This is a genomic window from Corynebacterium sp. H130 (assembly GCF_037572395.1).
In the GTDB taxonomy this organism is placed as follows: Bacteria; Actinomycetota; Actinomycetes; order Mycobacteriales; family Mycobacteriaceae; genus Corynebacterium.
In genome coordinates this window covers 1-23,193 of sequence record NZ_JBBHLA010000005.1, presented here as the reverse complement: position 1 = coordinate 23,193, position 23,193 = coordinate 1, and the positions used below count along the sequence as shown (strand labels likewise).

Genomic DNA, 23,193 nt, shown 5'->3' with positions numbered 1-23,193 from the left:
ATATTCTCCTTCACCCTGGGATGTTGCCATCCCAGCAACATGAGGATTCAGACTATCGAAAATGCCGGAAATAGTTCAAATTAGTTAAGGGCGGGCGCCTTCTGGGTATCCCTTGCCAGCTTCCAACGACGCCTTCACTTCCTTGGCATACATATCGACGTATTTCTGCCCGGACAAGTCTGCCAGGGTGTGCATGACGTGATCGGTAAGTGCTCGAAGCGTGCCGTAGTCCTCTGGATCCAAACCTCGATCGCACGCAAACTTTTCCGGATCGATGGGAGCCCCCACCCTGATGCGAACCTTTGCTGGTCGTGGCACCCAGGTTCCGATTGGGTTTGCGTTCCTCGTGCCGATCATGGCAACTGGGACAATGGGAGCCTTCGTCGCCATCGCAATGCGAGCGATACCGGTCTTTCCGCGGTAGATTCTGCCGTCTGGCGAGCGGGTCCCCTCTGGGTAAATACCGAACACTTCCCCACGATCGAGCACGCCCTTGCCTGCGAGCAGGGCTGCCTGCGCTGCGTCGCCGGAGCTGCGGTCAATAGGAATCTGGCCAACGCTTGTGAAGAACCACTTCTGGATCTTTCCCACAAACCCCTCGCCGGTGAAGTACTCCTGCTTTGCAGGGAACTGAATCTGACGCGGGCAGAGCAACGGCAGGTAGAAAGAATCCATCACTGCCTGGTGGTTTGAGGCCAGAATAACGGGTCCATCAGTGGGAATGTGCTCCAGACCAGAAATCGTTGGTCGGTTGTAAACCCGCAGGATTGGCCCGAACAGGACGTTCTTGAATAGCCAGTACCACTTGTTTTGCATCGCCAACCTGCCTTTGAAGTCGCTTCGGTAACTTGTCTCACTTTACCTTGTTGAGGTCCCCCGGGCGACGTTATCCACGCCAAGCGAGGTGCGCCGCGCCAATCATTCCTGCCTCGCCACCGAGGCGCGCAGGCACCACCGAAGGGAATGGTCGGTGGCCTGCACCAACCACCATGCCACGCGCCTTATCGACGCCTTCGGCAAGGAAAAGGTCATGGTCGTTGGCTACTCCGCCGCCGATGACAACGAGCTCTGGATCGAGCATGTCAACCACTATGGATAGTCCTACCCCAAACCATTCCGCAAATTCGGCGATAGCCCGCTCCCCGATGCATTCTCCGCAGCGAGCTGCTTGAATAACGCTTTCTCCCGTCCACAGTTGTTCGGGAGCACCTTCTGCTACCGCGATTTCTTGGGCGGTTGCAGCGAGCGCAGTTCCTGAACAGTAGCGCTCTAGGCAGCCTCGCTTTCCGCACGGACACGGACGCCCACCCGGCACCACTGGAAGGTGTCCTAGTTCTGGGGCGGTGCCGAACGCTCCGCGATAAATCTCACCGTCATGCATCAGTGCTGCACCGATTCCGGTTCCGATGGACATGAAGACCCAAGTCTTGGTTTCTGTTGCTGCGCCGAATGCGTATTCACCGATGGCGGCGGAGTTGGCGTCATGCTCCAGCACAACGGGGACGCTGAGGCGCGAGGATAGTCGCTGTTTGAGCGGAGCGTCACGCCAAGGTAAATGCGGTGCAAAGCGTACGGTCTCTTGATTCTCGTCCAAGAAACCTGCCACTGCGATCCCGACTCCGCAAACGTCATGGGTGCTCATTAGGCGTTCGGTGAGCTCGACGATGTCGTCTTCCATGCTTTGAGCGGTGCCTTGTGATTGCTGCTGCAACCGGTCGATAATGCGTCCGTCCTCAGTAATGACCGCTGCCCGCACATTTGTGCCGCCGATATCGAAGCCAATGGTCACCGGGACGGTTTGTTTGGACATCAAAGTTCACTTTCTAGAAAAAGTCGCAGCAACATAGCTGAGTCGGAAATACACAGTATATCTGCTAGGTAAAAAGGGTTCTTCTGAACTCAGTGCCAAGCTGCTCCCACGTCCATTGTTCGGAGACATAGTTCCTGCCCGCTCGCCCAAGTTTTTCTCGTAACGAGGGGTTCGCTAGCAACTTCACCAAGGCAGCTTCGAGAGCATCCGAACTGCGCCCGCTCACGACAAGACCGGTGTCTGGCGTGACCGTCTCCGGGGCCCCGCCAGAGTCACCAGCAATCACCGGCAATCCAGCAGCTTGGGCTTCCAAATAGACGATTCCCAAGCCCTCAACATCCAGTCCTTTTCCGCGGGTACGCGCAGGCATGGCAAAAATGTCACTCAGAAGAAGCAAGTCAGTCCGGGCCTCATCAGTGACTCGACCCGTAAAAACAACTCCTGCGAGCCCATCGGCTAACTCCCGCAGCCGTTTCTCATAGCTGCCCTCCCCCACGATCACCAGCTGAGCATCCGGGAATCGCTGCAGAATTCGTGGCCACACTTTGAGCAACTGATCCTGCCCCTTGCGAGGAACCAGCCGAGCGATACATAGAACTACCGGGCCATCGTGGAGACCATAGGCCTGGCGTGGGCGTGCCGGAGGACGTCGATAAGCGCTGGCATCGACGCCGGACGGCAGGTGAACCCACATGGCCGCGGCCCCAAATGGGCGCTGGAGACGCCCCAGGGTGTAGTCCGAAATGTAGGTGACCGCGTCACAACGAGTACCGATGGAGCGAAGGACGCTGCGCCCTCCGGGGAACATCGACCAGCCCACTTCGTGGCCATGCGTGGATGCCACGACCCGGACGCCCGTCAAGGAATGCGCCAACAACGCGAGCGGAGCTGCGGATGGGAACCAGACGGTGTCGATGTTGTGCTCGGCGACCAGCTTCTTCATCTGTGCTGCGACATCTGGACTTGGCAGCATGATGCGGTGCGGATAGCGCACTACCTGGTAGCCAGCGTGCGCATCCCATGCCCGAGCCGCTTGAGCGTCTTGGGTAGAGGCAAAGACAACAATGTCTTCGGCCGGGAGCTGCGCGAGAAAATCACGCACATAAGACTGAATCCCGCCGATGGTCGGCGGGAAGTCATTAGTTACTACGAGAAGTTTAGGCATCAGCCATCATCGTAGTTAGTATCGGCGGGCTCCGTAGAACGGCATGGAATCCATGTTGACCACTTGGAGCGGAATGCCGTAGTCGGAGGCGTGCACGATCTTGCCGTCACCTGCGTAAATACCGACGTGGGTCGCGCCTGGGTAGAAACCAACGACGTCTCCCGGCTGCAGGTCTTCCTTGTTCACCGGCATACCACCAGCCATTTGTGCCTGGGAGGTACGAGGCAAAGTCTTGCCCTGTTGCGCGTAGGACCAGACCACGAGACCGGAGCAGTCAAAAACATCTGGGCCAGCTGCTCCCCAACCATATGGGGCGCCAATCTTGGTCATGGCAGCTTCCAGCGCCTTCATACCCTCGGCGTTGGTGGAGGTAATGCCCACAAGGCTGTGGGTTACCGGACCGTTCTTGTTCTCCCATGCCTGGCGAACCTCAGGCGGAAGCTCATCGATGCGCTTCTTGATCGCATCGATCTTGCCCTTGAGCTCCTCGTCCTTCTTCTCAAGATCCTTCTTCTTGGCGTTGAGCTCGTTTACGTGGAACTGAGCCTCAGCTTCCAGCTGAGCTGCCTCACTCAGCAAACGACCGGCCTCCGCAGACTTCTCCCGCTGCTCATCAAGCGCCGCCTGAGCCTTACGAACATATGCGGAAATGTATGCGGAACGGTCAATTGCGTTCTGAGGGCCATCGGCATTGATCACCGTCGTCAGAGGATCCACCATCGACCCGCGGTACTTGGACGCTGCCAGCTTATCGACGACTTCCTTAGCCTTCCGCTCGTCCTCGCGGGCACGGTTGCCAGCTTCCTGAGCAGCCCGAGCCTGTTCCTTGATCCGAGCGAGATCCTTTTCCTTGGCCTCAATATCGACCTGGAGCTGCTTGAATTCTTCGTTTTGGGCTTCAACCTGGGTCGAAGCTTCATCAAGTTCCTTCAGTAGACCGTCCAAGCCAGCAGGAGCTGGTGCGGTCGTCGGAGCTGGATCAGCCAGTGCAGTTGGCAAAACCTGTGCGGACAACGCAGAACTAGCGACAATAATGCAGCCAACGACTGCACGGGAAAGCGATGTAGATTTCACAGGTCAAAGAGCCTTTTCGATGTAAACTTCGAGGAAGTAGAATGCACTAACTCGTATTGATTTCTAAGCATACTTTAAGAATCAGCAATTGGCGAATGCTGTGGTAAAAACGAAAAAATCCAGCCGAACAATACTGTACCGGCTGGACTTTGGAAGAATAAATTAGAAACGCACTGCAGAGTGGTATGGCATGTAATCGAGTGGGTGCTCGGACAATGGCGTGCCCTCGTTCAGCGCGTGAATGATGGTGCCGTTACCGGTGTAGATACCAACGTGGGATGCGCCATCGTAGAAAGCGACAATGTCGCCAGCCTGAAGCTGATCACGAGAGACTGGGGTGCCCTGAGCAGCCTGAGCGAAAGAGGTGCGTGGGATCTGCTTGCCGACCTGAGCGTATGCCCAAGAGGTCAGACCGGAGCAGTCGAATGCGCTTGGGCCCGCTGCACCATAAACATATGGGGATCCAATCTTGGAACGCGCAGCATCGACAATTGCCTGACCGTTGGAGGCCTGTGGAGCAACTGCAGGGGCCGCAGCAGCGTTGACAGCGTTGTAGCTGACTACATCAGCCTGACCTGCGAGGGATGGGACCCACTGCTGTACGCCAGGAACGTTGGCAATGTTAGGCACGTTCTCAAGGCCAGCAACCTCGAAGGAAACGCCGGTGTTAGGCACGAAGACTTCAGCAGCCTGTGCTGGCTGAGCCATGGTTACTGCAGCGCCGAGAGCGACGGCAGATGCGGTTGCCTTGGTAGCAAATCGGGTGTTCTTACCCATGAATATTCTCCAAATCTTCCCTTGTGCCGGCCGGGTTAGCTGACGGATTAGGAAACGGAAGCTTCCTCTCCACGCTCTGCCTTTAGGAAAGGCTCTCGCAAGGAGTTCACCCCAGAACTAGGTGGTTCCCCGACTCGAACTTGCTGGCGCAACTTCGATTAGGCGTTATTTGAGTTTCTATTCCAGGTATCGGCCAATTGGATTGGCACGCCCCGTAATGTCTCGACAAGATTACGAAATCGCAACGGCAGATGTCCAACGCCACGCCCGGCTCACAGCTTGTTATCAGCTTGTTACATATGGCGTTACTTTTGTACATAACCCATAACGAATTGTGTCTACATCAACAGCCGATTCGAGCTAACCAGGGGTTTTGCGCAAGCTAGCACTAGCTGCCCAAAACGATAGAACCGCCCATTCTTCACTTCTTCACAAGCTTCAGAGTCCCTATGTGACCTTACTCACACACGTTTCCTGGCAGCCAAATCAGGCAACATCTATCACAGTGGCAACACTGTCGAGAACCGCAATTGAACCCTGATTCGCGGCAAAATCGACTTGCGATAGACGTGTAGAGGCCTGTCTTGCGCTCCCAAAGGCGCGCAGAGGCCCTCACCCTGGCTTCTGGATAGCGCTTAGCCCTGTAGACAAACTAAAGGGGCGGCCCCGTCCGGGAGCCGCCCCTTTATATATAGGGAGTCGCAGTCAGTTTGACTTAGAAGCCCTTGTCCTTATCCTCTGCGCGAATTGCATCCTGCAGATCCTCGAACATGCGGGTTTCTTCCTCGTGGTTCTCGTGCGCGAGAGCGTTCTTCTTAGCCACGATCTCATCGGAGTCGGACTTGAAGGCGGAACCGTGGCTGAGGGCATCAGCGAAGCCGAGCTCGTTCATCTGCTTTGGAACCTTAGCGCCTGCGTACGGCAGAGGGATTGGGTGTCCGTGCTCGTCCACTGGGCCCAGAGGCTGGTGAACCTCGATGAAGGAACCGTTGGAGAGCTGGTGGATAACACCGGTCTCGATACCGTGCTCCAGGACCTCACGGTCGGAGCGCTGCAGACCCAGGCAGATGCGGTAGGTGATGAAGTAGGTGATCGGAGGCAGGATGATCAGGCCGATACGACCAACCCAAGTCATCGCGTTCAGCGAGATCTGGAAGTGGTAAGCGAAGAGATCGTTACCACCGGAGAGGGTGAGCAAGAAGTAGAACGTCAGAGCCATGGCGCCCAGTGCGGTACGAACTGGGACGTCACGCGGACGCTGCAGCAGATTGTGGTGTGCGTCGTCGCCGGTCATCTTCTTCTCAATCCATGGGTAGGCGAAGAGAAGGACAACCAGAATACCGAGCATCACAGCTACCCAGAACACTGCTGGGATGGTGTAGTTACCCAGGTAGAGCTCCCATGCTGGCATGACACGAGCTGCACCGTCAGTCCACAGCATGTAGATGTCCGGCTGGGAACCAGCGGAAACCTGTGCTGGGTTGTATGGACCCAGGTTCCAGATGGCGTTAATGGTGGTAACACCGGCCATCAGTGCGAGGACACCGAAGGTGAACAGGCCGTAAGCTACGGACTTCACTGCGAACACTGGCAGGATTCGGACGCCAACAACGTTGTTCTCAGCGCGACCCGGCCCAGGGAACTGGGTGTGCTTCTGGTACCACACGATTGCGAGGTGAGCGGCGATCAGCGCGAGGATGATGCCTGGGATCAGCAACACGTGCAGGATGTAGAAGCGGTCCAGCATGAGATCGGATGGGAAGTCGCCACCGAAGATCGCCCAGTGCATCCAGGTGCCGATAATTGGCAGGGACACGACGATCGCGGACATGATTCGCAGGCCGACACCGGAGAGGAGGTCGTCAGGCAGGGAGTAACCCATGAAGCCTTCTGCCACGGACAGCAGCAGGAGGATGCAGCCGATGATCCAGTTTGCTTCACGTGGGCGTCGGAAAGCACCGGTGAAGAAGATACGCATCATGTGAACCATGATGGAGACTGCGAACATCAGTGCTGCCCAGTGGTGCAGCTGGCGGATGAACAGGCCACCGCGAACCTCGAAGGAGAGGTTCAGTGCGGTCTCGTAAGCGCGGGACATCTCCACACCGTTGAGTGGTGCGTAGGCGCCGTCGTAGATGACCTTGGTGATCGATGGATCGAAGAACAGGGTCAGGTAGATACCGGACAGCAGCAGGATGATGAAGCTGTACAGTGCGACTTCACCAAGCATGAAGGACCAGTGCGTTGGGAAGACCTTGTTGATCTGGGTACGAACCATTCCGGAGATGGTGTACCGGGAATCAATGTTATTGCCGATTTCAGCGAGTTTGTTGCTCATTATGACTTACGCTCCCAGAATGCAGGGCCGACAGGCTCAACGAAGTTGCCTGCAGCAACGAGGTAGCCCTCTTCGTCCACGGTGATTGGCAGCTGTGGCAGAGCACGGGCCGCCGGACCGAACAGTGGCTTGCCGTGGCGCAGAGCATCGAACTGCGACTGGTGGCAAGGGCAGAGAATACGGTTGGTCTGTGCTTCGTACAGGGAGGTTGGGCAACCGATGTGCGTACAAATCTTGGAGTACGCGTAGTAGTCGCCGTAGTGGAAGTCCTCCTGGCCTACGCGCTCGACAACCTTAGCGGCATCGGAGCTGCGGAGACGGATCAGCATGACGGCGTTGCGTGGGCCGTGGATGGAGTGCATGTGCATCTCGTACACGTCGCGCTTCTCGTCGTACTTGTCGCCGTCGTTGACGTCCTCTTCGTACAGTGGGAAGACGGTTTCCATTGCTGCAGCGGAGAGGTCCTCTGGGCGCATACGCACCAGGCGGGTAACGCCAACGGTGCTGTAGTGCTCGCCGTGCTTTTCAGCAATAGCGGAGGTGTCGCGACCGAGGTAAACCTTGGTTCCCTCGTTGGCCTTGGTCCAACCGGAGGTCCAAAGGGTGCCGTCGCCGAAGTAGTCCAGCGGGCCTTCCTTCTTCTTCCATGGGTTCTTGATCATGCCGCCGAGCGGGAAGATGATTGCGAGGCCAGCGAGTGCAGCGGAGGTAGCTGCCAGGCCCTTCAGCATCTTACGACGGCCGAGGGTGGAAGTCTCCCAGGAGTCGTTCAGCAGTGCAACGAGGGTCTGACGATCAACTTCGTCGGAAGGACCGTCGTGGCGACGCTGTACCGAGATCTCCTCAGGAATAAACTTCTTCTGGAAGAGTGCCAGTCCCATGCCGAGGCTCAGGATGGACAGGCCCATGGTCAGGCCGAGGAGTGGGGTGTACAGGGAGTAGACGCCGAGGCCTTCCTGGCCGTGACCCTTGTACTCCCATGGCCACCAGATGTAAACGGCCATGAACGCAAGAGCGAAGATTGCTGCGAGTGCGAACCAAATGGTAACGGTGCGCTCAGCACGCTTCTCTGCTGGATCGCCTTCAACTGGGAAGCGCTCCTTGCGGAAAGCGACGGTAACTTCGTCCAGCTCGGTGCCAAGGCGTGCGAGCTCTTCGTTGCTCATACCTGCCAGTTCCTTGGCAGTGTACTTCTTTACTTCGTTATTGCTCATGAGCGAGATCCAATCCACAGCGCAGCGCCGATAACCGCGGCGATACCAATAAGCCACATCAGCATGCCTTCAGCCACTGGGCCGAGGCCACCAAGTGCGTAGCCACCTGGGCTTGGGGTCTCCTTGGCGTTCTTGATGAAGGCGATGATGTCCTTCTTCTCTTCTTCCGTCAGCTGACGGTCAGAGAACTTAGGCATGTTCTGCGGGCCGGTGAGCATTGCCTGGTAGATTTCCTGCTCGTTTGCAGGATCCAGGTATGGTGCGTACTTACCGGAGGACAGTGCGCCACCACGACCGGTGAAGTTGTGGCAGGATGCACAGTTCAAACGGAACAGTTCGGAACCGCGTGCAACGTCTGCAGGGTCGATCTGGCCGTCGAAGTTCTTACCGCGGAGGGATTCCATAGCAATGGAACCGTCTTCGTTGCGGACGATCTCTGGGCCGCCACCGTTAGCGTTAACGTAGGCAGCGATTGCCAGGGTCTGGTGCTCGTTGTAACGAGCAGGCTTGCGGGCTGCCTGCGCTTCGTTGCGCAGCATTGGCATACGGCCGGAGTGAACCTGGAAGTACACTGCGCCTTCGCCCACACCGATCAGGGAAGGTCCACGACCTTCAACACCCTGGAGATTAACACCGTGACAGGTGACACAGGCGACGTCGTAGAGGTCCTTACCCTCTGCAACAAGTGCCTTGTCGTCAACATTTGCAGTGACTACCTGTGCGTCTGGCGTGAAAGCGGAGGCCAGGAAGCCTGCGCTCGTGAGGCCAAAGGTGAGCGCCAGGGCGCCGGCAAGAGTGCGACGTACCTTTCGGCGGCTCTTGGCCTTCTTAGCAGTGGTCGCGGCGTCGGCCACGATCCCCTGCTGCTCTTGGTTGGTATCCATCATTTCCCTTTTAGCTCGTGTTCGGAAAGTGAAGGGCTGTAGGCCGAACTGATCGGCCGTTACGGCCTACTGAATGAAGTAAATGGTGACAAACAGGCCGATCCACACAACGTCAACGAAGTGCCAGTAGTAGGACACTGCCATTGCTGCGGTTGCCTGTGCCGGGGTGAACTTGGACTTCGCGATACGAAGCATGACGACCACGAATGCAAGCACGCCTGCGAGGACGTGTGCGGCGTGGAAGCCAGTCGTAATGAAGAATGCAGAGCCGTAGACGGAGTTCTGGATGGTAAGTCCGTGCTCTACGAGGTGGTAGTACTCGTAAGCCTGGCCGATGAGGAAGATCGAACCCAAAAGGATCGTGATCGCGTACCACATACGGAGCTTAAAGACGTCACCTCGCTCTGCTGCGAAGACACCAGCCTGGGCCGTAAAAGAAGAAGACACCAGAATCACGGTGATAGTCAATGCGTAAGGAACGTTGAGGTGAGAAGTACCCCAGTCCCACGCTTCTCCCTGGCCGTTCGCGCGAGACACAAAGTACATCGCGAACATGCCAGCGAAGAACATCAATTCCTGAGACAGGAACACAATCGTGCCGACACTGACCATGTTTGGTCGGTTCAGTGTCAGGGCACGCTGTGGTGCTGCCATACCTGTATTTCCAACTGCGCTCGTCACGCGTTCTAGTATGCCGGTTATCGTCATCTAAGTCACTTTGTATCCCCCCGAAGATTCAACGCCGACGAATTTGTACCGCCATTGAGCAGCACAGATAAAAAGAGGAAATTTTAGTTACCCCCGCGGGAACTTTTAAAGCCACTATACGACACAGCCATTTTCCCAGGTCAGAAGCTTGATCCCCATTTTTGCCCTCCCCCAAGGGCATCGCTTCTGAACACTATATCGGAATTTTTCACGCGGTCCAGTTCTTTGATCAGTTCCCAGAAGAGATTCATCTCACATTACGCGGATGTCATTTTCCAATGTTTTACAACTTTGGGTTGACCCCCTCCCCTAACGCACGAAAAACGGCCCGTGAAAGGTCACGGGCCGTTTTTAGCGGAATTACCTTAGTGCTTTTCGCGAGGAATGCCGTACTGAAGGTTCAGCATGGTGCCGGACCAGATCAGGAGCATTGCACCGAAGGCGATCAGCCAGTAGTGCATGAAGACGATACCGAAGCCGAGGACTGCCACCGCGCCAGACATGACAGCTGGCCAAACGGAACCCGGGCTGAAGAAACCGAGCATGCCGGTGCCGTCTTCGATTTCTGCCTCTTCCCAGTCCTCAGGGAGCAGGTCCATGCGACGCTCAGTGAAGTGGAAGTAGCCACCAAGCATGAAGCAGAGGCCGGTTGCAAGAACGAGACCGGTGCCACCAGCCCACTCGATGCCTTGAATGTTGCCGCTGTCTGCAACGTGTGCAGTTGCGAGGAAGTAGATCACGGCCATGATGAGCATGAAGGTGCCCAGACCGTACATGATCTTTGCGCTAGATTTCATTGTTCTTGACGCCCCTTCTGATTACTTTGCAGTCGCGTTGAGATCGACGGTGTTCTCGCCATCGCGAGTGCCGAGACGATCGGACACGAATGGAGAGGTGGAGGTTGCGTAAGGCTCTTCACCGATGGACTTGAGAGCCTCGGAGTTTGGAGCGGTTGGGTTCTCGTTGCGGAACTTCATGTAGTCCTTGAACTTCTCTGGAGAGACAACGCGGATCTCGAAGTTCATCATAGCGTGGTAGGTACCACACATTTCAGCACAGCGACCAACGAATGCGCCTTCCTTTTCGATCTTCTCTACCTGGAAGACACGCTGAGACTTGTTTGCTTCAGGGTGTGGGTAAGCGTCGCGCTTGAAGAGGAACTCTGGAACCCAGAAGGAGTGAGCAACGTCAGCAGATGCGAGGTTGAACTCGATTGGGGTCTGAGATGGCAGAACCAGAACTGGAACCTCGTCAGTAGTACCTAGGGTCTCAATCTTGTTGAAGTGGAGGAAAGAGACGTCGGACTTGGACTTGCCGTGAATTGGGCCGCCGATGCCGTATTCTTCCTTGAAGGCTTCGTCAATCTTGGAATTTTCAGCCTTTTCCTGACGCTCCTGGTCTACTCCGTTGTATTCGGAACCGGTTGGAGACAGATCAGAAGCAACGTTGGCGTAGCCGAACTTCCAGTTCCACTGGTATGCAGTGACGTCAACGGTGACCTTTGGGTTCTTATCCAGGGCAGTAACCTTGTCCTGGGTTGGAACAGTGAAGAAGAACAGAGCCATGACGATGATGATCGGCATGATGGTCAGCACGAGCTCGAGTGGTACGTTGTACTGCAGCTGATTAGGGAATTCATCCTTGCCAGCCTTGGCAGCCTTCTTTGCGGAGAAAGCACCCATGGAGTAAATCATCAGGCCCCACATGATGATGCCGATGATCCATGCGGTTACCCAAACCCATACCCAGAAGTTGCCCATTGCGTGAGCTTCTGGAGTAATGCCCTTTGGCCAACCCATGCGGAGGGCGTCAAAAAAACCATTCTCTGGTGGCGCTACGTCACAACCAGCAAGTGCGAGGCTTCCCGCGCCAAGTACGCCGGTGAGCAGCGCTTTACGTTGAAAGCTGCGCTTGTTTCGCTGTTCCACGTGTGTCTACCTTCCTGTTCCACACAACCTAAGGACACATAAGTTCCCATTCCTAACTGTGCAGAATATCGCACTTTGGAACTAATTCCATGTTGAGGGTCGACATGGGGTTAACCAAAGTTGCCCCTCCAGGTAAAACGCAGTTGCCATATTCAGCATTAACCGACCATCGCACGACATTAAATAGCTCACACTAGTGACTCAATTCACATTTTATGCTCCCCTAACGGGGGTTTACTAATGGTTGATATGCGAATCGCCACCAGGCATTAATGCATTTTTCAACCTCAACCCCGTAGAGTTGCAGTGTTAACGCCTCCCAAACGAACCACGAGGGGACTTTTTATAATGTGTGGCCTTCTCGGCATGCTCACTAGCAGCAGCAACGCGGAAGATTTTGATTCCGCCATTCGCGACGCCCTGCCCTGCATGCGACACCGCGGTCCTGACGACGCGGGCACCTGGCATGACAACGACGCAGTATTTGGATTCAACCGCCTGTCAATCATCGACATCGCCCACTCCCACCAGCCGCTACAGTGGGGACCTGCAGAGCAGCCGAATCGCTACGCGATGACGTTCAATGGCGAAATCTACAACTACGTGGAACTTCGCCAGGAACTGCAGGAACTTGGCTACACCTTTAATACTGAGGGTGACGGCGAACCTATCGTTGTCGGTTTCCACCACTGGGGCACCGAGGTTGTAAACCACCTTCGCGGCATGTTCGGCATCGCGATTTGGGACAGCGTTGAGCGCAAGCTCTTCCTCGCCCGCGATCCTTTCGGAATCAAGCCACTGTACGTTACAACCACCCCAGCCGGTACGGTTTTCGCTTCTGAAAAGAAGTGCATCCTGGACATGGGACCAAAGATCGGCTTGAGCAACGACCTTGATTTACGCGCGATCGAGCACTACGTAGACCTGCAGTACGTTCCGGAGCCAGAGAGCCTCCATGCAGACATTCGACGCCTGGAATCTGGCTGCTTCGCCGTCGTCGAGCCAGGTGGCGAAGTAAAGGCTCAACGCTACTTCGAGCCTAAGTTCGTGACTCAAAAGGTCAGCAACGAGCAGGATCTGTTCAATCGCATTGCCAAGGCCATGGAAGATAGCGTCGAGAAGCACATGCGCGCAGACGTGACCGTCGGCTCCTTTCTGTCCGGCGGCATCGATTCCACCGCGATCGCCGCGCTTGCCAAGCGCCACAATCCAAACCTGCTGACGTTCACCACCGGTTTTGAGCGCGAGGGTTACTCCGAGGTCGATGTGGCCGCGGAGTCCGCCGAGGCGATTGGTGTGGAGCACATCGTGAAGATTGTTTCTCCTGAGGAATACGCCAACGCGATCCCGAAGATCATGTGGTATCTCGACGATCCCGTAGCCGACCCTTCCCTCGTCCCGCTTTACTTCGTCGCCGCTGAGGCCCGCAAGCACGTCAAGGTGGTCCTCTCCGGTGAGGGCTCCGACGAACTCTTCGGTGGCTACACCATCTACAAGGAGCCATTGTCGCTGGCACCGTTTGAGAAGATCCCTTCCCCACTGCGTCGCGGTCTGGGCAAGCTCGGCAACGCGCTTCCCGACGGGCTAAAGGGCAAATCCCTGCTCCAGCGTGGCTCCATGACCATGGAGGAGCGCTACTACGGCAATGCCCGCTCCTTCAACTTTGAGCAGCTCCAGCGCGTGATTCCTTGGGCCAAGGAAGAATGGGACCACAAGGACGTGACTGCACCGATCTACGCCAAGTCCCGCAACATGGATCCGGTAGCCCGCATGCAGCACCTGGACCTTTTCACCTGGATGCGTGGCGACATCCTGGTCAAGGCCGACAAGATCACCATGGCTAACTCTCTGGAGCTGCGTGTGCCGTTCCTGGACAAGGTGGTCTTCGATGTCGCGGAATCCATTCCATATGACATGAAGATCTCCCACGGCACCACCAAGTACGCGCTGCGTCGCGCCATGGAGGGCATCGTCCCTGATCACGTGCTGCACCGCAAGAAGCTCGGCTTCCCTGTTCCGATGCGTCACTGGCTGGCCGGCGACGAGCTGTTTGGTTGGGCTCAGGACACGATCAACGAGTCTCAGACCGAGCGGATCTTTGACAAGAAGGCCGTGCTGGCGATGCTGAATGAGCACCGCGACGGCGTTTCCGATCACTCCCGTCGCCTGTGGACTGTCCTTGCTTTCATGATCTGGCATGGCATCTTCATGGAAGGCCGCATCGATCCACAGATCGAGGAGAAGGACTACCCGGTAGAGCTGTAACTCGGCTGGATTTGGTTGTGCAGACTGACGAGGGCGCCGATTCCCTACAGTTTGCATAACCACATTCGACATCAAGATCTAAAAAACCCCGCCACCATTAACTGGCAGCGGGGATTTTCCGTTTGGACTCTTAGTTGAAGGAGTCACCACATGCGCAAGAGCCGGATGCATTCGGGTTGTCGATGGTGAAGCCCTGTGCCTCGATGGTGTCGGAGAAATCGATACGTGCACCGGAAAGGTATGGTGCGCTCATCTTGTCTACAACAAGGCGTACGCCACCAATGACGTCGACCTTGTCGCCATCGAGTTCGCGGTCGTCGAAGTAGAGCTGGTAGCGCAGGCCTGCGCAGCCACCAGGCTGAACTGCAATGCGCAGTGCCAGGTCATTGCGACCTTCCTGGTCAAGCAGTGCCTTTGCCTTTACGGCTGCAGCGTCGGTCAGGATCACACCGGTTGAGGTTTCAGGTGCAGTCATTGTGCTCCTCCTTGGGGCTTTAAAGTCTTTTGTGACACCACCGTACTCTGTTTTGTCGCCGAGTACACATAGCCTTCAACGCAACTGCAGACATGTTTGTTCCCGCGCGCGGGGTACAAGGTAGCCTGATAGACGTGACTGCAGCAGATAATGAACAGCTCCCAAAGGGTTACACGCCAAAGAAGGGTCGTCCGACCCCAAAGCGTGATGAGGTTGAGCGTGCACGTGGCATTCGCCGTGGCCCAGCTCCTACCGGCTTGACTCGCGCTGAGGAAAAGGCACGCGAGAAGGCTCTCAAGGAGTCGATGACCAAGGCGGAGTACAAAGAATACAAGAAGAAGCAGCGCGAGGAGCGTAGCCGTCAGGCTAAGTCGGTCCAGGCTGCGATGGATGCCGGCGACGAGCGTTACCTGCTTCCACGTGACAAGGGACCTGTCCGTGCTTTCGTGCGTGATTGGGTTGACGAGCGTCGATTCTTCTCTGAGCTCGTCATGCCTGTCGCATTGTTCTTGCTGGTCGTGATGTTCATTGGCCAGACCTACCCAGAGATCGCAGCTACTTTGTCCATGGTCGTCATGGTCATCATGCTGGCCTTCCTGATCGAAGGCATCATCATCGGCCGTCGCGCGAACAAGGCAGTCCGAGAGAAGTTCCCTGACACCACCGATACCGGCTTCGGCCTCGGCTTTTACGCCTACTCCCGCGCGTCTCAGCTGCGTAAGCTGCGCACTCCGAAGCCACGAGTGAACGTCAAGAAGTAAATGCTGACCCTGGTCCTCGGTGGTGCCCGCAGTGGCAAGTCGGCGTGGGCGGAAGCTCTCTTCCCCACTGACGCGGAGGTATTGTACATCGCAACCGCCAGGCCATGGCCGGGTGACGAAGACTTCGAGGAGCGTATCAAGGCCCACCAGGACCGTCGCCCAAGCCATTGGGTGACGGAGGATAGCACCGAGCTTTGCGACGTCATAGGCACCTCTACAGCGGACAACATCCTCATCGATGACCTCGGAACCTGGCTCACCCACGCCATCGATTCGATTGACGGGTGGCAACGGCCGAGGGGATCGATTGCTCCGGCCGTCGACAAGCTGCTGGAGGCGCTGGCACACTCACAGGCCCGCATCGTGGCAGTTACCCCTGAGGTTGGCATGGGGGTTATTCCGGAAAGTGCTGCTGGCAGGCTGTTTCGGGACGAGTTGGGGCGGCTGAATGCGCAGGTCGCGGAGCTTGCAGACGAAGTAGTGCTCGTTGTGGCGGGTATCCCGCTAACCTTGAAATCCTAAGCTTGAACAACTACTAGGAGACGTGTGATGGTACCTGCTGAGATCTTTGCCCGCGTTGAGGCCCCGAGCGCACAAGTTCGTGCTGAAGCTCAGGCGTATCAAAACACGCTGACAAAGCCTGCGGGATCGCTGGGGCGCCTCGAAGAGGTCGGCGTCTTTATTTCCTCTTGCCAGGGCCAGGTCCCACCTCGCCCTATTTCGCGGCCTCGGGTCGTGATTTTTGCGGGCGACCACGGCGTTTCCAAGTATGGCGTTTCAGCATTCCCATCTGAGGTGTCATTGCAGATGGCGGAAAATATAAGAGCAGGCGGGGCTGCCGTTTCCGTACTTGCAGAGTCTGCTGGCGCTTCAGTGCGCGTTGCTGACATCTCGCTCGACCACGAGGCCTGGGGCGACGAGCGTGTTTCCCGGTCGTGCGGCGCCATTCACCTTGAGGACGCGATGGATGAGGAGCAGGTCATTCGAGCACTGGAGATCGGCAAGCGGATCGCCGACCAGGAAGTTGATTCTGGGGCTGACCTGCTCATTGCTGGTGACCTCGGCATCGGAAACACCACCCCAGCAGCTGCGTTGATTGGTGTTGCGACCCGCAGCGAACCTGTCGCAGTTGTCGGGCGTGGCACGGGCATCGATGACGAAGGGTGGAAGCGCAAGGTGTCCATCATTCGCGATGCCATGTTCCGCGTCCGTACCTTCCGCGAAGACCCAATCCGCGTTCTGCAGGCAATCTCCTCTCCTGACCTGGCTGCCATGGCGGGTTTCCTGGCACAGGCTTCGATTCGACGCACCCCTGTCATCCTCGATGGCGTGGTTGTCACCTCTGCTGCCCTGTGGGCCACGCGACTTGCACCAGGCGCCCGAAACTGGTGGCTCGCCGGCCACCAATCCGCCGAACCAGCCCACTCTTTCGCGTTGCAAAGTCTGGAGCTGGAACCGATGGTGAAGTACGGGATGCGACTCGGAGAAGGCTCCGGCGCGCTTACCGCGCTTCCACTGGTCAAAGCTGCAGTTGACATCATGGCAAACATGGCGACCTTCGAGTCCGCCGGAGTCTCCGAAAAGCACTAAATGTCGGGCAAAGCAGGCGTTTCCGGTTCTGGGGAGCACGGCAACGCGCTCATCGAAGGCGTATCGACGGCGCTCAGCTGGCTCACTGTGCTCCCCTTTCGGGGTGCGAAGTCCTTCGACCGAACCACGGGCGCCCGCGCAATGGCCGCACTACCTGTTGCAGGTCTTGCGCTCGGACTTCTCTCAACACCGTTAGCGTTCCTACCGACCACTCCCCTAGTCATGGCGGTGCTCGCCGTGATCGTGTGGGAACTCGGCTCACGCATGATGCATATCGACGGCCTTGCCGACGTCGGCGACGCCCTCGGATCCTATGCCCCACCAGAACGCGCCCAAGAAATCCTTGGCGACCGCTACACCGGCGCCCTCGGCATGGGCGCCGTCCTGCTGACATTGTTCGCCCAGGTCGCTAGCCTAAGCGTCGCACTCGAAACCTTTGGCTGGAGCTGCCTGATCTTCCTGCCAGCCCTAGGACGAACCTGCGCAATGATCGGTTGCCACCGCACTTTCTCACCATTCTCCACCACCGGATTCGGCTCATTGATAGTCGGCACGGTCCAAACCTGGTGGGTAGCAATTTGGCTAATTGCGCTGGTAGCAGCATTTTTCACATGGAGTGGACTCATCGCAGCTTCCACGGCAGTGCTGATTTCCATCATGTTTGCCAAGCACTGCGCGCGTCGTTTTGGAGGGCTCAACGGAGACACAACAGGCGCACTCATCGAGATTGCTGTCGCTGTTGCGGCCATTGTGTTGGCAGTGGTTAACGTTTAGTGGGCTTGTCTGTTTGGCAGACGGGCTGCGGAATCTGCACCCTGCAAAGCAGAAAAACATAGGCCCAAACGCGATACGAGGGTGCAGATTCTTCAAGCCCACCAAATCTGCACCCTGCAATACAGAAAAACATAGGCCCAAACGCGATACGAGGGTGCAGTTTCAACCGCCACACCAAATCTGCACCCTGCAATACAGAAAAACATAGGCCCAAACGCGATACGAGGGTGCAGATTCTTCAAGCCCACCAAATCTGCACCCTGCAAACGAGCAATCAGGAGGCTGCTCCAGCCCTTCCTTTCGTATGCTCTTGAGGAACTGCGATCCTGGTTTTCGAGCTGCATTAGTGGTGAATTCGTAGTAGCTTGGTGGAAATTTGCCGACAGTGTCTAGAGATAGGATGTCTATGCAATACCAAGCCACTCAGCCAGGTCTTTTTCCACCGACCATTGACGGACTTTCCCTTCCCGAAGGTAGCGTGCTCAAGTTTCCCGACGGCACCGAGACGGACCTTTGGATCAGTACCTCAGGGATGAGGGTTGCTGAGGCTGATGTGCTGCAAGAAGGCTCAGTAAGGCTTTTCGCCACGACGGGTTTGTGGCCCGTGATGGTAGATCCGGAGGACACTCGAGATTTTGATGAGATCTGTCTGGAGGGTGCTTCGATTACTATTCCCGAGTCCTTTGATGTTTCGGCCTACTTCCACCGACGAGCACAGGATGAGCTGTCATCATCTGATCTCGACCGCAAGCTTGCAAAAGTGCTCAAAGATTTTGATCCAGATCGGCCGGGGCCCTTTGAACCATCGTCTCCAGATGAAGTGACATACATCATTGGCCAAGATTTCGTCCACTTTGGGCTTGCCAAGTGCACTCGACCAGCAGATATCCCGGCAGCTATCGGCTGGGCAGGTGCAGCAAATTACGATCTCGATGGTGGCCAGATGTCGATGATCCTCCGGAGCTGGGAGGACCGATTTGGGGTGCTTCTCAGCGGATTGGGAAGAGAAACTATGAGCTTGAGCGTGCAACACTTGAGCCCGTCTAGTCAGCTGCAGCTAGCTGCCGAATTGTACTTGGTTTGCCCAGATGTGGTGGAACAAGGTGTCGGCAGCTTTGGCGCGTTGCAGAAGTTCCTGCGCTCTATGCACGGCGCCCTGCTTTGGTGGGACTAACTTGGCGTAAAGAACCACCCGCGAGACGAGCAATTTCACGGGTGGTTGTCAAGGCCTAAGAGCTACACCAGCCTCAGCTTCCAGCCATGCTTGTCTTCCACGCTTCCACGCTGGATTCCAGTCAGGGTTTCGCGCAGCTTCATGGTGATTTCTCCGGTGGCTCCACCCGATACTTGGAATTCGCCATGCGCAGACTTCACGGTCCCGACTGGGGTGATCACGGCTGCGGTACCGCAGGCGAATGCTTCAGTCATCTCACCGGACTTGGCGGCTTCTTCCCACTCTCCCTTTGACACAAGGCGTTCTTCCACGGACAGTCCGAGGTCTTGAGCTACTTGCAGCAGAGAGTCACGGGTGACACCCGGCAGCAGGGAGCCGGAGAGTCGAGGTGTGACAAGTCGTGCATCAGAACCGGAGCCGAAGATGAAGGCGAGGTTCATGCCACCCATCTCTTCGATGTAGTTGTGCTCGATGGCGTCGAGCCACACAACCTGGTCGCAACCCTTTTCCACTGCCTGAGCTTGGGCGAGCAGGGAGGCTGCGTAGTTGCCGGCGAACTTCGCAGCACCGGTTCCTCCTGGGGCAGCGCGAACGTAGTCTTCGCAGAGCCACACAGACACTGGCTTGATTCCACCAGCGAAGTAGGCGCCTGCAGGGGAGGCAATGATGATGAACTTGTAGGCATTCGCAGGGTGTACGCCGAGGCTCACCTCGGTAGAGATCATGAAGGGGCGCAGGTACAGAGATTCTTCTCCGCCTGCTGCAGGGACCCACGCCTGATCGACGTCGACAAGCGCGCGAACTGCTTCGATGAAGTCCTCTACTGGCAGCTCCGGCATCGCCATGCGACGCGCGGAGTCTTGCATACGCTTGGCGTTGGCTTCTGGGCGGAAGGTTGCGATGGATCCATCTGGCTGTCGGTATGCCTTGAGGCCCTCGAAGATTGCTTGGCCGTAGTGGAAAACGGTGGTTGCCGGGTCCATCTGCAGTGGGGCGTATGGAACGACAGCGGCGTTGTGCCAACCGTCTTTTTCGGTCCAATCGATGGTCACCATGTGGTCGGTGAACTTCTTGCCAAAGCCTGGGTTCTCGAGGATTTTGGCGATTTCAGCAGCTGGCGTCGGGGTGGTCGACTTTTCGATTCGGAATGTAAGTGCGCTCATGCATTCAACCTACACCCATTTTTGGGAAAGTTGTCCCAAAAAATTCCGTTTTGGTCTTTTGACACCCGCATTCGAGGTGTCACGTACTGTAGAAGAAACTACACATTTTCACTTATTTGGAGGACTTTATCGTGGCCAAGAAGCCGTCCCTTCCTGCAGAAGGACTCGTACCAAGCCTCAGCATTTCTGCCAAGCTTCCTAAGAAGGCAGAAGCGATTTTGATTCCTGTGTTCCAGGGCGCCGAAGGCCCTGAAATCGCCGCGACGGGTGTCCTTGGTACCGCCGTGGAAATGGCCGTGCTCGAATCCCTCACCGCGCTGGGTGCTCAAGGCTCCCCTAATGAGGTCACGAAGCTCGCGGGCATCCCAGGCTCCGATGTGCCACTGATCATCGCTGTTGGCCTGGGCGATTCCGACGACTTCGATGCCGAAACCCTTCGTCGTGCAGCCGGCGTAGCAGCACGATCACTCACCGGAATGGGCAAGGTCGCCAGTGCTTTGGGCACCTTTGGGCTTGCCGACGCAGTCCTGGGCTCCGCTCTCGGCGCCTACGCATTCCGTGGCCAGAAGTCCAGCGAACTTGAGGCAGCCAAGACTCCGGTCAAGGAACTGGTTTTCCTGTCTGACAAGAAGGACGAATTCGATGCTGCCGTCATCCTTGCGGAGTCGGTCGTACTTGCCCGTAACTTGGTGAACACTGCGTCCTCTCACCTGTACCCAGAGTCCTACGCGAACTACGCAGCCTCCCTGGCAGCTGACTACGGCGTGGATGCGGAAATCCTCGACGAGAAGGACCTGGCCAAGGGCAACTTCGGTGGCATCTTGGCAGTAGGTAATGGTTCGGCCCGCAAGCCTCGCCTGCTCCGCCTGACCTACAAGGCGAAGAAGTCGGCGCCTGCAGTTGCGATCGTCGGTAAGGGCATCACCTTCGACACCGGCGGAATTTCCCTCAAGCCAGGCGCCAAGATGGACGACATGATCTCCGACATGGGTGGTTCCGCTGCAGCAATCGCCTCGATCTTCGCTGCAGCACGCCTCGGCCTGAAGGTCAACGTCACCGCCACCATCCCGATGGCGGAGAACATGCCGGACGGCGAGTCCTACCGCCCAGGCGACGTCATCACCCACTACGGCGGAAAGACCTCCGAGATCCTCAACACCGACGCCGAAGGACGCCTCGTGCTTGCCGACGCCATCGTCCGCGCCTGCGAAGACAAGCCTGACTACCTCATTGAAATGGCAACTTTGACGGGCGCTCAGCTCGTCGCACTTGGTTCCCGCACCACCGGTGTCATGGGTTCCGATGAATTCCGCGACCGCGTCGCAGAACTCGGCCGCGAAGTTGGTGAGCCTGCTTGGGCTATGCCAATCGTGGAGGAAATGGCTGACGAGATGACCTCCGATGTGGCTGATCTTCGTAACTCCGGCAAGACCCGTTTCGGCGGGATGATGCAGGCGGGCTACTACCTCTCCCAGTTCGTGTCCGAAGGCATCCAGTGGGTCCACATGGATATCGCAGGACCGGCATACAACACCAGCGGCACCTACGGCTACGTGACTAAGCGAGGCACCGGCGCGCCAGTTCGCACTGTCGTTGCTGTCCTCGAGGACATCGCCAAGTCCTAATTCTCTGGCAGCTCGCCGCGTTCGAATGCAGCGCGGCGAGCTTGCTGTTCCTGGCGCTTTCTAATGATGCGATCCCGCTCAATGCGCTCGCGCATACGCTGCGGATAGCCGGTCTCTTCCACGTCGTAAAGCGGGATGCCCAGCTTGGAGGCCACAACATCGATGCCTTTGGGGCCACCGATGCGGCGACGGGTGAACTCGCCTGTGACGTCGACAAGCACAACGCTCATCTCGTTGACCAACGTTTCAGGCTCGACAAAGCCTTCAACCATCGCCCGCCCCGCTACCCACTGCGAGAGGTAGTCGAGATCTTCGGCGCGGATGGTGTCGCCGGGCGCGCGGGGTGGCTTAATCCCGGGCTTGGCCTTGCGAGATCCGAACAGATTGAACACAAAAATTTATTGTATGTGGTCTTTTTCAGAAAGCACACCACCTATCGGCGACACGGAAGGTCGCGAACCGGTACGCTGTCTAAGTATCAACCGTGTTTTTTAGATCCATACGTTTAGGAGTCCTGCACAATGGCGTTTTCTGTCGAAATGCCCGAGCTCGGTGAGTCTGTAACCGAAGGCACCATCACCCGTTGGCTGAAGCAGGTCGGCGACACCGTTACCGCTGATGAGCCACTTCTCGAAGTATCCACCGACAAGGTCGATACCGAGATTCCTGCCCCAGCATCCGGCGTGCTGACCAAGATTCTGTTCGAAGAAGACGACACCGTGGACGTCGGCGAAGTTATTGCCGAAATCGGCGAAGAGGGCGAAGCAGCTGCCCCTGCCAAGGAAGAAGCTCCACAGGCTGAGGAGCCAAAGGAGGAAGAGGCTCCAGCAGCTCCAGCTTCCTCCGGTGAGTCCACCGACGTGAAGATGCCTGAGCTCGGCGAGTCCGTCACCGAAGGCACCATCACCCGCTGGCTCAAGTCCGTCGGCGACAAGGTAGAGGTCGACGAGCCACTGCTCGAAGTCTCCACCGACAAGGTCGACACCGAAGTTCCTTCCCCAGTCGCAGGCACCATCGTTGAGATCCTGTTCCAGGAAGACGACACCGTAGACGTCGGCGAAGTCATCGTCCGCATCGGCGACGGCTCCGCACCAGCACCAAAGGCAGAAGCAGCTAAGGAAGAAGCTCCTTCCGAGGCCGCTACCAAGGAAGCTGAGACCAAGGAAGACAACGCCACCGTCGAAGAGGCTGCTCCAGCTTCCTCCGGTGAGTCCACCGACGTGAAGATGCCTGAGCTCGGCGAGTCCGTCACCGAAGGCACCATCACCCGCTGGCTCAAGTCCGTCGGCGACAAGGTAGAGGTCGACGAGCCACTGCTCGAAGTCTCCACCGACAAGGTCGACACCGAAGTTCCTTCCCCAGTCGCAGGCACCATCGTTGAGATCCTGTTCCAGGAAGACGACACCGTAGACGTCGGCGAAGTCATCGTCCGCATCGGCGACGGCTCCGCACCAGCACCAAAGGCAGA

General features: G+C 57.1%; 22 protein-coding genes and 1 riboswitch. Of the genes, 8 read left to right on the top strand and 14 right to left on the bottom strand.

Annotation, left to right across the window (positions count from 1 at the left end):
• Positions 1-84: 84 nt before the first annotated feature.
• From WG939_RS09965 to ctaC, 11 genes are all read right to left on the bottom strand, one after another.
• Complete coding sequence (locus tag WG939_RS09965) at positions 85-816, bottom strand: lysophospholipid acyltransferase family protein (RefSeq protein WP_339985307.1); 732 nt, start codon at positions 814-816, stop codon at positions 85-87.
• 70 nt (positions 817-886) lie between these two features.
• Complete coding sequence (locus tag WG939_RS09960; RefSeq protein ID WP_339985305.1) at positions 887-1,810, bottom strand: ROK family protein; 924 nt, start codon at positions 1,808-1,810, stop codon at positions 887-889.
• Between the two features lie 64 nt (positions 1,811-1,874).
• On the bottom strand, positions 1,875-2,975 hold the full coding sequence (locus tag WG939_RS09955) for a glycosyltransferase family 4 protein (RefSeq protein ID WP_339985303.1): 1,101 nt from the start codon (positions 2,973-2,975) through the stop codon (positions 1,875-1,877).
• A gap of 15 nt (positions 2,976-2,990) precedes the next feature.
• Entirely contained in the window at positions 2,991-4,049 is a 1,059-nt protein-coding gene (locus WG939_RS09950; protein ID WP_339985301.1) for a C40 family peptidase, read from the bottom strand.
• A 162-nt stretch (positions 4,050-4,211) separates the two neighbouring features.
• Positions 4,212-4,826, bottom strand: coding sequence for a C40 family peptidase (locus tag WG939_RS09945; RefSeq protein WP_339985299.1), 615 nt, complete (start codon positions 4,824-4,826; stop codon positions 4,212-4,214).
• Between the two features lie 11 nt (positions 4,827-4,837).
• A riboswitch (cyclic di-AMP (ydaO/yuaA leader) is annotated at positions 4,838-5,001 on the bottom strand.
• A gap of 540 nt (positions 5,002-5,541) precedes the next feature.
• On the bottom strand, positions 5,542-7,164 hold the full coding sequence (gene qcrB / locus WG939_RS09940) for a cytochrome bc1 complex cytochrome b subunit (RefSeq protein WP_339985297.1): 1,623 nt from the start codon (positions 7,162-7,164) through the stop codon (positions 5,542-5,544).
• Positions 7,164-8,378 (bottom strand): cytochrome bc1 complex Rieske iron-sulfur subunit, encoded by a 1,215-nt coding sequence (gene qcrA, locus WG939_RS09935; protein ID WP_339985295.1) that lies wholly within the window; start codon positions 8,376-8,378, stop codon positions 7,164-7,166. The genes qcrB and qcrA overlap by 1 nt, the downstream gene beginning before the upstream one ends.
• Positions 8,375-9,265 carry a cytochrome bc1 complex diheme cytochrome c subunit gene (qcrC, locus tag WG939_RS09930; protein WP_339985292.1) on the bottom strand — a complete coding sequence of 297 codons (891 nt, stop codon included), beginning with the start codon at positions 9,263-9,265 and terminating at the stop codon, positions 8,375-8,377. Before qcrC ends, qcrA begins: the two co-directional genes overlap by 4 nt.
• A 63-nt stretch (positions 9,266-9,328) precedes the next feature.
• Positions 9,329-9,943, bottom strand: a complete 615-nt coding sequence (ctaE, locus tag WG939_RS09925) for an aa3-type cytochrome oxidase subunit III (RefSeq protein ID WP_339985290.1) — start codon at positions 9,941-9,943, stop codon at positions 9,329-9,331.
• A gap of 392 nt (positions 9,944-10,335) precedes the next feature.
• Positions 10,336-10,767, bottom strand: a complete 432-nt coding sequence (gene ctaF, locus WG939_RS09920; protein ID WP_339985288.1) for an aa3-type cytochrome oxidase subunit IV — start codon at positions 10,765-10,767, stop codon at positions 10,336-10,338.
• Positions 10,768-10,788: 21 nt separating this feature from the next.
• Entirely contained in the window at positions 10,789-11,898 is a 1,110-nt protein-coding gene (gene ctaC, locus WG939_RS09915) for an aa3-type cytochrome oxidase subunit II (protein ID WP_339985286.1), read from the bottom strand.
• A gap of 348 nt (positions 11,899-12,246) precedes the next feature.
• Between ctaC and asnB the strand changes: the two genes are divergently transcribed.
• Positions 12,247-14,163, top strand: a complete 1,917-nt coding sequence (asnB, locus tag WG939_RS09910; RefSeq protein WP_339985284.1) for an asparagine synthase (glutamine-hydrolyzing) — start codon at positions 12,247-12,249, stop codon at positions 14,161-14,163.
• Positions 14,164-14,293: 130 nt separating this feature from the next.
• On the opposite strand, the gene WG939_RS09905 is transcribed toward asnB, so the two are convergent.
• Positions 14,294-14,638 carry a HesB/IscA family protein gene (locus tag WG939_RS09905; RefSeq protein WP_339985282.1) on the bottom strand — a complete coding sequence of 115 codons (345 nt, stop codon included), beginning with the start codon at positions 14,636-14,638 and terminating at the stop codon, positions 14,294-14,296.
• Between the two features lie 134 nt (positions 14,639-14,772).
• Between WG939_RS09905 and WG939_RS09900 the strand changes: the two genes are divergently transcribed.
• The 5 genes from WG939_RS09900 to WG939_RS09880 all read left to right on the top strand — a co-directional run bounded on the left by WG939_RS09900 (position 14,773) and on the right by WG939_RS09880 (position 18,937).
• On the top strand, positions 14,773-15,399 hold the full coding sequence (locus WG939_RS09900) for a DUF3043 domain-containing protein (protein WP_339985280.1): 627 nt from the start codon (positions 14,773-14,775) through the stop codon (positions 15,397-15,399).
• Positions 15,400-15,921 carry a bifunctional adenosylcobinamide kinase/adenosylcobinamide-phosphate guanylyltransferase gene (gene cobU / locus WG939_RS09895; protein ID WP_339985278.1) on the top strand — a complete coding sequence of 174 codons (522 nt, stop codon included), beginning with the start codon at positions 15,400-15,402 and terminating at the stop codon, positions 15,919-15,921.
• A gap of 27 nt (positions 15,922-15,948) precedes the next feature.
• On the top strand, positions 15,949-16,989 hold the full coding sequence (cobT, locus tag WG939_RS09890; RefSeq protein WP_339985767.1) for a nicotinate-nucleotide--dimethylbenzimidazole phosphoribosyltransferase: 1,041 nt from the start codon (positions 15,949-15,951) through the stop codon (positions 16,987-16,989).
• A complete protein-coding gene (locus WG939_RS09885; protein ID WP_339985276.1) occupies positions 16,990-17,763 on the top strand; it encodes an adenosylcobinamide-GDP ribazoletransferase in 774 nt (257 codons plus the stop codon). It begins immediately after the preceding gene.
• 406 nt (positions 17,764-18,169) lie between these two features.
• Positions 18,170-18,937, top strand: a complete 768-nt coding sequence (locus WG939_RS09880) for a DUF4253 domain-containing protein (protein ID WP_339985274.1) — start codon at positions 18,170-18,172, stop codon at positions 18,935-18,937.
• 62 nt (positions 18,938-18,999) lie between these two features.
• Here WG939_RS09880 and WG939_RS09875 read toward each other — a convergent pair whose 3' ends face one another.
• Positions 19,000-20,100: a branched-chain amino acid aminotransferase gene (locus WG939_RS09875; RefSeq protein ID WP_339985271.1), complete on the bottom strand. Its 1,101-nt coding sequence runs from the start codon at positions 20,098-20,100 to the stop codon at positions 19,000-19,002.
• A gap of 131 nt (positions 20,101-20,231) precedes the next feature.
• Between WG939_RS09875 and WG939_RS09870 the strand changes: the two genes are divergently transcribed.
• Positions 20,232-21,725, top strand: coding sequence for a leucyl aminopeptidase (locus WG939_RS09870; protein ID WP_339985269.1), 1,494 nt, complete (start codon positions 20,232-20,234; stop codon positions 21,723-21,725).
• On the opposite strand, the gene WG939_RS09865 is transcribed toward WG939_RS09870, so the two are convergent.
• Entirely contained in the window at positions 21,722-22,117 is a 396-nt protein-coding gene (locus WG939_RS09865; protein ID WP_339985267.1) for an oxidoreductase, read from the bottom strand. The two genes, WG939_RS09870 and WG939_RS09865, sit on opposite strands and share 4 nt — an antisense overlap.
• Before the next feature lie 129 nt (positions 22,118-22,246).
• Between WG939_RS09865 and WG939_RS09860 the strand changes: the two genes are divergently transcribed.
• Positions 22,247-23,193 (top strand): biotin/lipoyl-containing protein (locus WG939_RS09860; protein ID WP_339985265.1); only part of this gene is annotated, 947 nt, incomplete at its 3' end.